At 31.0% G+C, this 13,833-nt stretch carries 18 protein-coding genes; 13 read left to right on the top strand and 5 right to left on the bottom strand.

From position 1 onward, the window contains the following. Positions 1-16 precede the first annotated feature (16 nt). Genes H1R17_RS08535 through rlmH form a run of 4 tightly spaced genes read left to right on the top strand, consistent with a single transcriptional unit; the run spans position 17 to position 3,029 of the window. Positions 17-1,672 (top strand): AarF/ABC1/UbiB kinase family protein, encoded by a 1,656-nt coding sequence (locus tag H1R17_RS08535; protein ID WP_163432331.1) that lies wholly within the window; start codon positions 17-19, stop codon positions 1,670-1,672. A 23-nt stretch (positions 1,673-1,695) separates the two neighbouring features. Continuing rightward, entirely contained in the window at positions 1,696-2,148 is a 453-nt protein-coding gene (smpB, locus tag H1R17_RS08530; RefSeq protein ID WP_163432332.1) for an SsrA-binding protein SmpB, read from the top strand. A 34-nt stretch (positions 2,149-2,182) separates the two neighbouring features. Next, a complete protein-coding gene (locus H1R17_RS08525) occupies positions 2,183-2,524 on the top strand; it encodes a tRNA-binding protein (protein ID WP_163432333.1) in 342 nt (113 codons plus the stop codon). 31 nt (positions 2,525-2,555) lie between these two features. Then, the gene (rlmH, locus tag H1R17_RS08520) at positions 2,556-3,029 is read left to right on the top strand and encodes a 23S rRNA (pseudouridine(1915)-N(3))-methyltransferase RlmH (RefSeq protein WP_163432334.1); all 474 of its coding nucleotides are present in this window, start codon (positions 2,556-2,558) and stop codon (positions 3,027-3,029) included. Here rlmH and H1R17_RS08515 read toward each other — a convergent pair. Together H1R17_RS08515 and folP are read right to left on the bottom strand one after the other, a co-directional pair. Further along, a complete protein-coding gene (locus tag H1R17_RS08515; protein WP_163432335.1) occupies positions 3,023-3,616 on the bottom strand; it encodes a hypothetical protein in 594 nt (197 codons plus the stop codon). The two genes, rlmH and H1R17_RS08515, sit on opposite strands and share 7 nt — an antisense overlap. Beyond that, on the bottom strand, positions 3,606-4,436 hold the full coding sequence (gene folP, locus H1R17_RS08510; RefSeq protein WP_163432336.1) for a dihydropteroate synthase: 831 nt from the start codon (positions 4,434-4,436) through the stop codon (positions 3,606-3,608). Before folP ends, H1R17_RS08515 begins: the two co-directional genes overlap by 11 nt. 86 nt (positions 4,437-4,522) lie before the next feature. Between folP and H1R17_RS08505 the strand changes: the two genes are divergently transcribed. From H1R17_RS08505 to H1R17_RS08480, 6 genes are all read left to right on the top strand, one after another. Further along, positions 4,523-5,065, top strand: coding sequence for a DUF1599 domain-containing protein (locus H1R17_RS08505; RefSeq protein WP_163432337.1), 543 nt, complete (start codon positions 4,523-4,525; stop codon positions 5,063-5,065). Between the two features lie 49 nt (positions 5,066-5,114). After that, positions 5,115-6,209: a DoxX family protein gene (locus H1R17_RS08500; protein ID WP_163432338.1), complete on the top strand. Its 1,095-nt coding sequence runs from the start codon at positions 5,115-5,117 to the stop codon at positions 6,207-6,209. Next, entirely contained in the window at positions 6,209-7,285 is a 1,077-nt protein-coding gene (locus tag H1R17_RS08495) for an ABC transporter permease (RefSeq protein ID WP_163432339.1), read from the top strand. The genes H1R17_RS08500 and H1R17_RS08495 overlap by 1 nt, the downstream gene beginning before the upstream one ends. Before the next feature lie 2 nt (positions 7,286-7,287). Then, complete coding sequence (locus tag H1R17_RS08490) at positions 7,288-7,869, top strand: TlpA disulfide reductase family protein (RefSeq protein ID WP_163432340.1); 582 nt, start codon at positions 7,288-7,290, stop codon at positions 7,867-7,869. A 2-nt stretch (positions 7,870-7,871) separates the two neighbouring features. Then, the gene (gene tpiA, locus H1R17_RS08485) at positions 7,872-8,621 is read left to right on the top strand and encodes a triose-phosphate isomerase (protein WP_163432341.1); all 750 of its coding nucleotides are present in this window, start codon (positions 7,872-7,874) and stop codon (positions 8,619-8,621) included. A 73-nt stretch (positions 8,622-8,694) separates the two neighbouring features. Next, on the top strand, positions 8,695-9,138 hold the full coding sequence (locus tag H1R17_RS08480; protein ID WP_163432342.1) for a hypothetical protein: 444 nt from the start codon (positions 8,695-8,697) through the stop codon (positions 9,136-9,138). 2 nt (positions 9,139-9,140) lie between these two features. Here the strand turns inward: H1R17_RS08480 and H1R17_RS08475 are convergent, their stop codons facing one another. The 3 genes from H1R17_RS08475 to H1R17_RS08465 are packed head-to-tail and all read right to left on the bottom strand — an operon-like array spanning position 9,141 to position 10,945. Then, a complete protein-coding gene (locus H1R17_RS08475; protein WP_163432343.1) occupies positions 9,141-9,437 on the bottom strand; it encodes a hypothetical protein in 297 nt (98 codons plus the stop codon). A gap of 7 nt (positions 9,438-9,444) precedes the next feature. Further along, positions 9,445-10,266: a 1-acyl-sn-glycerol-3-phosphate acyltransferase gene (locus H1R17_RS08470; RefSeq protein ID WP_163432344.1), complete on the bottom strand. Its 822-nt coding sequence runs from the start codon at positions 10,264-10,266 to the stop codon at positions 9,445-9,447. A gap of 40 nt (positions 10,267-10,306) precedes the next feature. Continuing rightward, complete coding sequence (locus H1R17_RS08465; protein ID WP_163432345.1) at positions 10,307-10,945, bottom strand: CoA pyrophosphatase; 639 nt, start codon at positions 10,943-10,945, stop codon at positions 10,307-10,309. A 33-nt stretch (positions 10,946-10,978) separates the two neighbouring features. On the opposite strand from H1R17_RS08465, the gene H1R17_RS08460 reads away from it, so the two are divergent. The 3 genes from H1R17_RS08460 to H1R17_RS08450 are packed head-to-tail and all read left to right on the top strand — an operon-like array spanning position 10,979 to position 13,832. Next, positions 10,979-11,425, top strand: a complete 447-nt coding sequence (locus tag H1R17_RS08460; protein ID WP_163432346.1) for a DUF4268 domain-containing protein — start codon at positions 10,979-10,981, stop codon at positions 11,423-11,425. Positions 11,426-11,477: 52 nt separating this feature from the next. Further along, positions 11,478-13,319, top strand: a complete 1,842-nt coding sequence (locus H1R17_RS08455) for a hypothetical protein (RefSeq protein ID WP_163432347.1) — start codon at positions 11,478-11,480, stop codon at positions 13,317-13,319. 12 nt (positions 13,320-13,331) lie between these two features. Then, complete coding sequence (locus H1R17_RS08450) at positions 13,332-13,832, top strand: GNAT family N-acetyltransferase (protein ID WP_163432348.1); 501 nt, start codon at positions 13,332-13,334, stop codon at positions 13,830-13,832. Position 13,833 lies beyond the last annotated feature (1 nt).

Genomic DNA, 13,833 nt, shown 5'->3' with positions numbered 1-13,833 from the left:
ATCAAGCTAAGAAGTTATGAATCAAATCAAGAAAATAAAGCGTATTGGTAACGTACTCAGTATTTTATCTAAATACGGTTTTGATGATATTATTGCCCGCACAAGTGCAGAAAAGTTTTTACCCAAAGGTTTCGTTCGATCTAAACGAGGCGAAGAAATTTTTAAGTTAGGTGTTTACAAACGCGTACGCTTGGCTTTAGAAGAATTAGGACCTACATACGTAAAATTGGGTCAAATGTTTAGTAATCGTGAAGACATTTTACCTCCTGAAATGATTGCTGAATTAGCAGAATTACAAGACAATGTTCCACCAGAACCTTTAGATATCTATCAAAAAATTGCCGATGAGCTTTTAATTGATCCTAAAGAATATTTTGAATACATCAATCCAGAACCTATTGCCTCTGCCTCTATTTCGCAAGTATATGTGGGACGATTGATCAATGGTGAAAAAGTAGTTGTTAAAGTTAAAAGAGCAACTATTGATGAAATTATTCGATCAGATATTATGATCATGAAGGATTTAGCAAAAATTCTCGAAAAAAATTACGATACAGCGAGAAAAATGAGCCTTAATCAATTGATTAATTCTTTTGAAAACAATATGTATCGAGAATTATCGCTTACCAACGAATTTCATAATATTGAAAAGTTTCGAAAAAACTTTGAAAAGCGCAATCAGGTTTACGTACCAACCACTTACAAAGAACTATCTAACAACGCCATTTTAACTATGGAATTTATCGATGGTTTTAAAGTGAACAACAAAGAAAAAATCATCGAAATTGGTATGAAACCGCCAGAAGTTGCTCAATTAGGCATTGTTTTATTTATGAAAATGGTGTTAGAAGATGGTTTTTTTCATGCCGATCCTCATCCGGGTAATGTTTTCATTATGAACAACCAAAAGGTTTGCTTTATTGATTTTGGCTCTATGGGTCAAATAATGAAAAGCGATATGGAACTTTTAGAAGGCATTATAGAGAACTTCTTGTTACAAGATGCCAAGAAAATCATTCGCTTAATCAAACGTTTGGCAATAGAATATCATATAGAAGATGAGAAAAAGCTAGAACGTGATATTTACGATATTTTTCATATGCTAGAGCATACTGCTTTAAATGAAATCAACGTAAATGATATTGTAATGAAAGTGAAATCAATCATGGCAAGTAATCATGTTTTAATGCCCGAGTTTATTTATTTACTGATGCGTGGAATATCGATTATTGAAGGAATTGGTAAACAATTAGACCCCGAATTAAACGTAATGGAAAGCATGCGTCCGTATGCCAATGAGCTTGCTTTAAAAAAATACGGACCCAAACAAATTGCTCAAAAATCATTAAAGCATATAAAAATATTAGCTTCAAACTTGCAAAATTTACCAGATGATTTAACCGTTTTATTAGAAAAAATAAAGGATGATAAATTAAAAGTCAATTTTGAAGTAGAAGGTTTAGAAGATGTAAGGAAAACGCTACAAAATGCATCCAATCGTTTAACTTATGCTATCATTATTGCAGCATTATCTATAGGATCTTCCATCTTAATGATGGCAAAAATACCTCCTTTATTTTTTGGAAATTCTTTTTTAGGCTTATTAGGCTTTTTAATTTCAGGCATTTTGGGCATTGCCATTATATATTCTATTTGGAAAAAAGATAAATAACATAAGTTTTACTACATTTGTATATGCAAAAAAATGTAAACATATTAAACAAACGAGCTAAATTCGAATTTGAATTTATTGATAAATATACTGCTGGAATTGTATTAGCAGGAACCGAAATTAAATCGATTCGTTTAGGAAAAGCTTCAATAGCAGACAGTTTTTGTGAATTTCAAAATGGAGAATTATTCATGATTAATTCTCATGTTGAAGAATATTCGTTTGGTACTCATTACAATCACAAAGCTAAAAGTGAGCGTAAATTATTACTGAATAAAAAAGAATTAAAATCACTTCTAAAAGAAGTCCAAAATAAAGGTTTAACCATAGTACCGTTACGCCTATTTACCAATGAAAAAGGTTTAGCAAAAGTTGAAATTGCTTTAGCAAAAGGTAAAAAACTATACGATAAACGTGAAACAATCAAAGACCGCGATAATAAAATCAACTTAGATAGATTGAAAAAAGCGTATTAAATTTTTATATTATCTAATATACATAATTAACACTATGAAACCTGAAATTACTTGGAACGACTTTGAAAAAATAGATATTCGTGTAGGAACTATTATTGAAGCACAAATATTTGAAAAAGCTAAAAATCCTGCTTATAAACTTTGGATTGATTTTGGCGAAGAAATTGGTATTAAAAAAACATCAGCACAAATTACCATTTTATATGATTTAAACGAGTTGGTTGGAAAACAAGTTATTGCTATTGTAAATTTTCCTCCAAAACAAATTGCTGATTTCATGAGCGAATGTCTTGTAATGGGTGCTGTTGGCGAAAACAAAGAAGTTACTTTATTAACTACAAATAAAGCTGCTAAAAATGGTTTGCCTATTGGTTAAAACCAAAGTATTTTTGTAAAAACAAATTTCTATGAACATCAAACTTTTAGCAATTGGTAAAACCGATAATAAAAACTTACAAGCATTAATTGATGAATATACCAAGCGTTTAGGTTTTTATATTAAGTTTGATTTAGAAATTATTGCGGATATTAAAAACGTAAAAAACTTATCTGAGGCACAGCAAAAACAAAAAGAAGGCGAATTAATTCTGAGTAAACTTTCTGCAACTGATCATTTAGTTTTATTGGATGAAAACGGAAAAACATTTAGCAGTGTTGCCTTTGCCGATGAACTTCAAAAGAAAATGAATGCGGGTATTAAAACACTTGTTTTTGTAATTGGCGGACCGTATGGTTTTTCTGATGATGTTTATAAAAAAGCAAACGGAAAGATTTCTCTTTCCGCTATGACTTTTTCGCATCAAATGGTACGTTTATTTGTGATTGAGCAAATTTATAGAGGCTTTACTATTTTAAAGAATGAACCGTATCATCATCAATAAACATAAACCTCTCCATTAATATTTTTAGCAATTTGCTTTTTTTCTAATTCAATTAAAATATTAGCAAAAGTAGCTGTACTCATTTTTTTATCTAAGCTAAGTAAATACGTATGTACTGCATTTGAATTTGAAACACTTTTAGCTTCATCTATAGTACTTAAATGCAAACTTTGAACTCCTGCAGCTAATTCATACACAGGTGGTTCATCTGTAGCAATGCTTGTAAAAGGTATTTTTACATAGGCATTTTGTTTATGAACAGTATCACTGTAAACTAAATAAATATCTTTAGTGTCTTCATGCATACCACCGACTTTAAACTTTTTTTCGGTCAATTTTTGTAAAGATGGTGCAATATCTTCCAAAGTTAAATTTCTCTCAACCGAAAGTACCCAATGCGTATTGCCAATTAAACTGTTTTTTTTAAGTTCAACTTTGCCCTCATCGTTTTTTAAAATATAAGCAGGACTTACATCATTCAATTCGGCTACTACAGAATAATCAGATTGACTAATTTTCATTTCTTTTTGTTCGCAAGATGAAAATAGCAAAACGCTTAAAGCTGCTATAAAAAAATTAGTTTTCATAGGTTTTCATATATAGTTTTACACATTCTACCGCTTCTTTAACATCGTGCACACGCAATAAATGAGCTCCTTTTATTAAAGAAATGGTATTTAATACAGTGGTTCCGTTTAGGGCTTCTTGTGGTGTTGTTTGAAAATATTTATAAATCATTGATTTTCTTGAAAGTGCAGAAAGTACAGGAACATCTAAATTTTGCAGTAATTCTAACTTATGAAGCACTTCGTAATTTTGATCTAATGTTTTAGAAAAACCAAATCCAGGATCTATAATTACATCAACAATTCCATAGCTTTTTGCCTTTGCAATACGTTCCGAAAAATAATAAATCATATCGTGTATAACATCATCATAATCGGTAAATTGCTGCATATTTTGCGGCGTACCTTTCATATGCATCATAATATAAGGCACTTTAAATGCGCCAACAACTTGCATCATTTTGTCATCTAAAAAACCTGCTGATACATCGTTTATCATAGCAGCACCATTTTCTAACGCTTGCTTGGCAACTTCGGATCTAAAAGTATCAATCGATAAAATAATATCAGGAAAACGCGCAACCAAATGCTTAACAACCGGAATCATGCGCTCTAATTCTTCTTCCTCACTAACAAAAGGAGCATTAGGCTGGGTTGAATAGGCGCCTAAATCAATTATAGCAGCACCTTCTTGCAACATTTTTTCAACTTGTTCTTCCAGCTTATCAACAGCATTGTATTTTCCACCATCAAAAAAAGAATTGGGAGTAACATTTAAAATTCCCATTAGTTTTGGGCTAGAAAAATCAATCAGTTTTCCTTTACAATTAATAGATTTCATGATTTATTGGAATAAATGCGTGCTTTTATTTTTATTCTGCAAACAGATTGTTATTTTTGATAAAATTTATACAAAGATACTTGAATATGCTGACTACATCGGAACAATACGATAAAATTATTGCTATTTGCCGTCAATTATATAGTAACAAATTACAAGATTATGGCTGTGCGTGGCGTATTTTACGTTTACCATCGCTAACCGATCAAATTTATATTAAAGCGTGTCGCATTCGTTCGTTACAGGAAAATGAAGTGCGTAAAATTGATGAAGATGAGAGTTCTGAATTTATTGGTATTATCAATTACAGCATTATGGCTTTGATTCAGTTGGATAAAGGTATTGCAAGTCAGCCCGATTTATCAAACCAAGAAGCTGTTGATCTTTATGATAAACACATAGCGATTACTAAAGAATTGATGATGAATAAGAACCACGATTATGGCGAGGCTTGGCGTGATATGCGCATTTCATCGCATACTGATATTATTCTTCAAAAATTATTACGTGTAAAACAAATTGAAGATAATCAAGGAAAAACCATCGTTTCAGAAGGTTTAGATGCTAATTATCAAGATATGATTAACTATGCCGTTTTTGCATTAATTTTAATGGGTTTTGCTCAATAAATCCTTACAAAATAAATTATTAACCCTATTTTTAGAAACAATTTAAAAAATGGAAAACTTAAAAAAATATTTACCGTGGACAATCAGAATCATTATTTCGGTTTTATTCTTGATTTCTGCTGTTGCTAAATTATACCCAAGTCCATATTTCGCCATTTCTACTTTTGAAGTAAAACAATTATATCCGATGGGATTCTCAGAAGATGCAGCTGTATTTTTCTCAAGAATTTTGATAGGAATTGAATTAGCTTTGGGTATTTTATTACTTCAAAATAATTTTTTAAGACGCATTGTCATTCCTGCAACTATGTTAATGTTGGTTGTTTTTACGGTTCATTTAACAATAGATACCATTCAAACAGGAGGGAATTCTGGTAATTGTGGATGTTTTGGTAGCCTTTTACCAATGACACCTATTGAAGCAATTATTAAAAACGTATTTGCTATCATATTACTAATCATTTATTTATACATTGCTCCAAAAACTATTGATGAGAAAAGTAACTTTTGGGTATTAACAACCATTACTTTTGCTTCAATATTAGCATTGTTTATGATGGCGCCTATTCAACCGAAAGCAACAGAAGTGGTTGATGAAGAAATAGAAACGCCACTTGAAGTGAATGAAACTATAGAAACACCTGCTACAGAACCAATTACGGTTGCTCCTACAGAAACAACAGTTACTAATGAAACACCTGCTACAGAAGTAGCAAAAGAAGTAATTGATGAGCCAGCTCAGGTAAAATCGGGCTATGCGCAGTATTTTTCAAATATTGATCAAGGTAAAAAGATATTCGCTTTATTTGTACCGGGTTGCGAGCATTGTAGAGATGTAGCTAAGGAATTGACACAAATGAAGGCAAAGAATAAAAATTTCCCTCAAGTACAAGTAGTTTTCATGAACGAAGAACCTGAGAAAATTCCTGATTTCTTCTCTTTTGCAGGCGCAAATTATCCTTATAAAATTATTGAAGTAATTCCTTTCTGGAAATTGTTAGGAAACAATAAAGATACACCTGGAATCATTTATTTTTGGAATGGAAACAAAATGAAAGAATGGGACGGAATTAATGATAAAAAATTCGTTGGTTCTGAATTACAATCTATTTTAAAGAAAAAATACTCTGAAATTAAAAAATAGTGCTTTCGTATTTTTTAAATAAATTAGGCTATTCGTTTTTTACACTTTTTGGTGTAATCACTATTGTATTCATTTTATTCAACATTTTACCTGGCGATCCTGCTAGAATGATGTTAGATCAAAACGAAAACTCAGAACAATTGGCTTTAATCAAAAAAAAGTACGGCTTTGATCAACCTATTTTTAACCAGTATTTGTATTATTTAAACGATTTATCACCTATATCAATCCATCAAAACAACGAAAGTCATTATACTTTTTACACCAAAGAAAAATACGGTGGAACAGAACTTTTTAAAACCACAAACAATACCGTTGTTTTAAAAACACCTTATTTACGTGAAAGTTTTCAGAAAAATGGTAAAAAAGTAACCGATATTATTATGCACACATTGCCAAGTACGGTTTTGTTAGCTGTTGTATCTATCATTATTGCAGTAGTTATTGGCGTATTTTTAGGAATTTTATCGGCTTTATATGCCAATAGTTTTTTTGATCGATTTATTGCGTTTGTAAGTACCTTGGGTATGAGTGTACCATCGTTTTTTAGTGCCATATTGTTTGCTTGGATATTTGGGTATCTGCTACACAATTACACGCATTTAAACATGACTGGTAGTATGTACGAAGTTGATGATTTTGGCGAAGGAACTTATTTATCATTAAAAAATGCCATTTTACCTGCCATTGTTTTAGGAATACGTCCGTTGGGTGTGGTAATTCAATTAATGCGTAATTCTCTATTAGAAGTATTAAACCAAGAATACATACGTACAGCAAAGGCAAAAGGTTTATCAACCTATAAAATCATTACCAAGCACGCGTTAAAAAATGCGTTGAATCCTGTGGTAACAGCTATATCGGGTTGGTTTGCTTCTATGTTGGCTGGTGCGGTTTTTGTTGAATATATTTTTGGATGGAACGGTTTAGGTAAAGAAATAGTTGATGCTTTGAACAATTTAGATTTACCTGTAATTATGGGGTCGGTTATTGTTATTGCAACCACTTTTGTAATTATCACCATTTTAGTAGATATCATCTACGCCTATTTAGATCCACGAATAAAATTGAAATAGCTATGAAAAAAATTTTTGTTACCCTTTTTGCTTTGGGGTTTATTACCATAAGTTGCGATACTAAAAAAGTAGATGAAAAAATATCATCAGAAATTAAAGAATTAAAAGATACTTTAGATCTTAAAAAAGACACCGTTTATGTTCATAATGAACAATTTGCCGATGTTACCTTAAACAAACAGTTTGAAGATTTACAAGGAAATAAAATTACCTTTAAGGATTTAATTGCCAAACATAAAGGTACGCCTGTTCTTATTGATGTTTGGGCATCGTGGTGCCCTGATTGTATTAAAGGGTTTCCTGAATTAAAGAAAGTACAAGAAAAATATCCAAAAACATCGTTTGTATTTTTATCGTTAGATAAAACAACTGATAAATGGAAGGAATCTATTAAAAAATATGATTTAAAAGGAAATCATTACTATTTAAATGAAAAAATGAAGGATGAATTTGGTAAATCAATTGAATTAGATTGGATACCTCGTTATATTCTAGTAGACGCAGAAGGTAACATCGCCCTTAAAAAAGCAATTGTAGCAAACGATACCCTTTTATTAAAAACTTTAGACAAATTACAACCTTAATTATGAGACATAAAATAGTAGCTGGTAACTGGAAAATGCATAAAAATGCTCCTGAAACCACAACCTTTTTAAACGATTTGGTAAACAACATGCCAACAGGAAAAGAAGTTGAAGTAATGGTGGCTCCATCATTCACCAACTTAATGTTAGCATCTCAAATTTTAGAAGATATTAATATAACAGTAGCTGCGCAAACAATGCATCAAGCAGAAGGAGGTGCATTTACAGGAGAAATTTCTGCTGATATGTTAACAAGTATTGGTGTACAAACGGTTATTTTAGGACATTCTGAGCGCAGACTTTATTTTAAAGAAACACCTGCGGTTTTGGCAGATAAAGTTAACACAGCTTTACGTCATAAAATGCGTGTTATTTTTTGTGTAGGCGAAGAATTAAAAGATCGTCAAAGCAAGCAATTTCAGAATGTGGTGTATTATCAATTAAAAGATTCGTTGTTCCATCTTCCAAAAGAAGCTTGGGAAAATATCGTTATTGCTTATGAGCCTGTTTGGGCAATTGGTACGGGTGAAACTGCAACGCCAGAGCAAGCACAAGAAATGCATCAATTCATTCGTGAGCAAATTGCACATCAGTATGGTAATTTAGCAAACAACGTAACTATTTTATACGGTGGTAGTGTAAAACCAGACAATGCGCAAACTATTTTTGCACAACCCGATGTTGACGGAGGTTTAATTGGTGGCGCTGCCTTAAATGTTGCCGATTTTACAGCTATTATAAACGCTATTTAAAAAAAGTGTCTTGGTTTAAATAAAACCAAGACACTTTTTTCTAAACCAAATATTATTTTATCAAAAAATAAAGATGAAAAAGATAATTATAGTCGCTATTTTATTATTAGGTTTTAATGCTAATGCTCAAGACTTTTTAGTTGGTCCAACCATATCGTATCAATCGCAAGCAGGAAATCTTTTAAAAGTTGGTGGTTACTATTTACAACCAATGGCAGGAGATTCTTTTGGATTAAAACTAGAAGCTAATGCACAATTTGCCTATTTTAGAGATGCTTTTAGAGTGATCCCCGAAGGAAGTGTTACATTTTACCCTACTTTTGATAATTTAATTTTACCCTTTGTAGAAGGCGAATTAACACCCTATACGGTAACACCTAAAGTAGGTTTGACTTTTGCTACTATTATGGATATTGCGGTAGGTTATGGTTTTGATACTAAAATAAAAGAAGGCTTAAAACCTATTAAAGGATTTACTTTTTCGTTAGGATTTAATATTCCGTTAAATGCTTTTTAATACTACTTTTCAATATATCTTCCTATATTGTTACTTTGTAGATCTTTAATATGTAAAACTATATCACCAATTAAATAACGTTGCTCTATTTTAATTAATAAAGCGACAGGCTTTTGGTTTTGATAAATCGTGTCATTTTGCAAATAATAATCGTTAACACTAAAAGTAATAACATCATTCAAATGAAAACCTTCTGAATATTTAAAGGAACTATCATCATCTAAATAAATTATTTTATCATTACAAGAAATCATTGTAAATAAAATAATAGTTAATAAGTAAATAATCTTTTTATTCATTACTTTTTTAATAATCAAACGGAAAACGACGGTCTTTGTTTAATTTTTTATCGTTTTCAATAATTTCAGTAGGAATTACCTTTAAAAATGATGGATGTTGTTCTATAGCAAATTCTATTTTCTCAACAATTTCATCAATGGTTTCATTATCGTAATCAATTTGTAAAGGTTCTTTTATGGTAAACGTTTGTAAAATTCCTTTCTTTTTTAGCCACAACCCTTTTTTATCAAACGATCTACGAAATCCATCAATCACAATAGGCACCACAATAGGTTTGTGTTCTTTAATAATATGTGCCGTACCTTTACGTACAGGTTTAAACGATTTTGTAGTTCCTTGCGGAAACGTAATTACCCAACCATCTTGTAAGGCGCGTTTAATATTTTCGGTGTCATTTGGGTTTACAGCCTTTTTTTCAGCTTCAGAAACATCTTTTCCCTTTTGTCTCCAAGTACGCTCAACAGTAATGGCGCCTGTATAGCCCATAATTCTTGGTAAAATACCTGCCTCCATTGTTTCTTTGGCGCTTACATAATATAAATTCAACTTAGGATTCCAAATGTAAAATACATTATTTATGTTGTCAATTCTACCTTTTAAACTAGCATTAAATACATGAAACATAGCCACTACATCGGCAAAATATGTTTGATGGTTTGATATGAAAAGTACATTTGTATCTGGTAAGCCTTTAATGATTTCAGAACCATCAATTAACAACTCATTAAAACCATGGTAACGACGGTGGGTAATGAAGCCAAAAAGCCTAATTAACCATTTTTTAATAAAAATTATATGTCCAAAAGGATCTTTTTTAAACAACCCCATAGTTTTACTTTACTTAATTGACAAAAGTACAAATGAATTTCTAAAATACACTTTTCAATGTTTCTTTTATTTCACTTAAAATCATGGCCGTTGCGCCCCATACAATATGATCCTCAATAACAAAAGCGGGTACCATAATATCTTGCGCGTAAGAAGTAGTCATGCGTACATTTTGAACCAAATTATCGTTTAATAATTCAGTTATGGGTAATTCAATTATTGAATTAACTTCATCGGGTTGCAATACAAATTCGGGCGTTTTATTTGTAATTCCCATAAAAGAAGAAACAATAAAATTACTTGGCGGAATGTAAATATCGCTCCATTGTTTTATAACTGTAACTTTATTGGGGTTTACGCCAACTTCTTCGTGCGTTTCACGCAGCGCCGTTTCTTGCAAATCAATATCGGTAAGCTCTTGTTTACCACCAGGAAAAGCAATTTGCGAAGAATGCACACCCGGATAAGAAGAGCGAACAATTAATAAAACATGCGCTTTTTCATCTTTTGGATAGAACAAACTTAAAACAGCCGACGCTTTAGGATTATGTAAAGAATAATCGTAATTTTGAAGATATTGAACACGTTCTAAAGGTGCCATTTTTAAATGGGCATCTAAAGCAAACAAGGGCTGTGTAGAAATGGCATCTAGCTTATTTAAAAAATGTTCAAACTGCATAAAATAGTTGTAAAATACATATAAAGATACTTAATGTTTAGTAAAGAAGAAGCGCTTAAATTAAAAAAAGATTTTTGGATTGGCTTTGCAGATGCTTATCCTAGAAAATGGTTATTGCATAATACTAAAATTAAAGATGTTACTTTTAAATTCTTTGTTGATAATAAAACAGCACAAGTGGCTTTAGAAATTGAGCCAAAAGATGAAGAAAAACGTAAAATATATTTTGAAAAAGTAGAATCTTTAAAAACCATATTGCAAGAAGAGTTTTTACCTGATGCTATTTTTGAACGAAACTTTTTTTTACCAAACGGCAAATGCATCAGCAGAATTTGGATTGATATTGACCAAAAAGTAAGTGTAAATAATACAAATAGTTGGAATACTATTTATGATTTTTTTGCTGATAAAATGACTCAATTTGAGCTGTTTTTCTATGAATACGAAGATTATATAAGAGATTTAGAAATTAACACCTAAAGGCTTTACTTTTTAAAAAGTTTTAGTAATTTACCACAAAATTAGCTATAACTTGAAAAATTGCATTGTAGTTGTTATTCTTTTATTTTTTAGTTGTTGTATAAATACGTTTGCACAAGAAACAGACAGTATTTCTACAACACAACAACAAATGCAAAAAATTGAAGATTTTTCAAAAAAAGGAAAATTTACCAAACAAGTACATAAACTACTCTTTAGAAAAAAAGCATCTAATGTAAACACCAATGTACAGGCTATTAAACAGCCCGATTTGGTGTATAACTTTGAAAAATTTCAAGGAAAAATTATTCGGCATATTAAAATTGAAACCTATGATCCGTTTGGGTTTTCTATCTACGATTCTACTCGTGTTCCTAAAAAAAAGCTAGAAGTTATAGGTAACAAAATGCATTTAAAAACCAAGCAATTTACAGTACGTAGCTTGTTGCTTTTTAAAAAAAACCAACCTTTAGATTCTCTTAAATTAAAAGAAACCGAGCGTTTATTACGTACACAACGCTTTATAAGAAGAGTTTCTGTTAAACCAATTGCAGTTGAAAGCTCAACAGATTCTGTTGATGTGCAGATTAAAGTTTTAGATGCTTGGAGCTGGTATCCATCAGGCTCTATATCAACTTCTGGCGGTCGTTTAAATTTAACCAATCGCAATTTTGCAGGATTAGGTCATTACTTTTCCAATCAATATCGCACCCGATTTAAAGAAGGAAGAAATGCTTACCGCATGCAATATCAAATAAATAATATCATGCAAAGTTATGTAAATGCGGGTGTTTATTATAATATAGATTTAGCAGAGAATTACGTCAAACAAGCCTATGTAAATCGTACTTTTTATTCGCCTTTAACACGTTGGGCAGGTGGTGTAACTTTATACCAAACATCAACAAGAGATTCTGTTCCTAATAATGAAAACATTCGAAAACTACAAAGTTTTAAATCAAACGATTTTGATACTTGGTTAGGACATTCAACTCCTGTTTATTATCGATACAATAATTTACACAAAGTACAAACCAATTTAATTACATCGGCTCGATATTATTCAAGAAATTATGTAGAAAATCCAACAGGTGAATACGATCCTTACTTATTATACACTGATCAAAAAATGTATTTAGCAACTGTGGGGTTAGCATCTGTAAATTATGTGCAAGACAAATATATTTTTTACTATGACATGATTGAGGATATAGCCGTGGGAAAAACTTTTATGCTTACTGCAGGAACGCAACATAAAAACGGAATCAACAGAACGTATGTTGGCGCCCAATTTGCACTTGGAAAATATACTTCATCGGGCTATTTTGGTGGCGAAATTCAATGGGGTTCTTACATAAATAACAAACGTTTTGAAGAAGGCGTTTTTAGAGCAGAAGGATTGTATTTTTCTAAATTATATCATTTAGGAAGCTGGAAGTTCAGACACTTTTTTAACCCAGAAATTGTTATTGGACTGAACCGATGGGATTATGCTATGGATAAAATAACTTTAAATGGCGCTTACGGAATTGATGGTTTTGATAGTTATGAATTACGTGGAACCAAAAAGGTATTGTTTAATTTTCAATTACAATCTTATGCACCTAATGAGTTTTTAGGCTTTCGTTTTAGTCCATTTTTTAATGCTTCTATTGGTTTTATGGGCGATAATCACAATACTTTTGTAACCAAAGAAATGTACAGTAAAATAGGTTTAGGTGTAGTAATAAGTAACGATTATTTGGTTTTTAGTAAATTTCAATTATCACTTGCTTTTTATCCAAATATCCCAGGAAACGGTCGTAATATTTTTAAAACCAACAACTTAAGAAATACTAATTTTAATTTACAACAGTTTGATTATGGCAAACCAGAAGTTGTTCCTTATCAATAAATTTGTTTACTTATGAAATGTATTTTAGAAACCAATCGACTTATATTAAGGGAATTAAACATTACTGATGCTTCATCGTTTTATCAGTTGAATCTAAATCCAAAAAATATTCAATATACAGGCGATAAACCATTTGATTCTATTGAAGATGCAAAAATATTTCTTGAAAATTACAAAGATTATGTAGATAATGGTTACGGAAGATGGGCTTGCATTACAAAAGATACTAACACATTTATAGGTTGGTGTGGTTTAAAATATGATAAAAATCAAAACGAAACGGATATTGGCTTTCGCTTCTTTGAAGAATATTGGAATAAAGGCTTTGCAACTGAAAGCGCTACTGCTTGTTTAAATTATGGCTTTAACAAATTAGCTTTGAGTAGAATTGTTGGTAAAGCAATGGTAGAAAACAAAGCTTCAATTAAAGTCTTAGAAAAGATTGGACTTTCTTTTGAAAAAAACATTCTGATGGATGAAAAAGCAGCCGTTTTATATGCAATTAATAAATAAA

Origin of the sequence: Flavobacterium sp. xlx-214, assembly GCF_013874595.1 — a bacterium.
Classification (GTDB): domain Bacteria; phylum Bacteroidota; class Bacteroidia; order Flavobacteriales; family Flavobacteriaceae; genus Flavobacterium.
The sequence above is the reverse complement of the archived record's forward strand: the minus strand, read 5'-3'. Positions and strand labels throughout refer to the sequence as shown.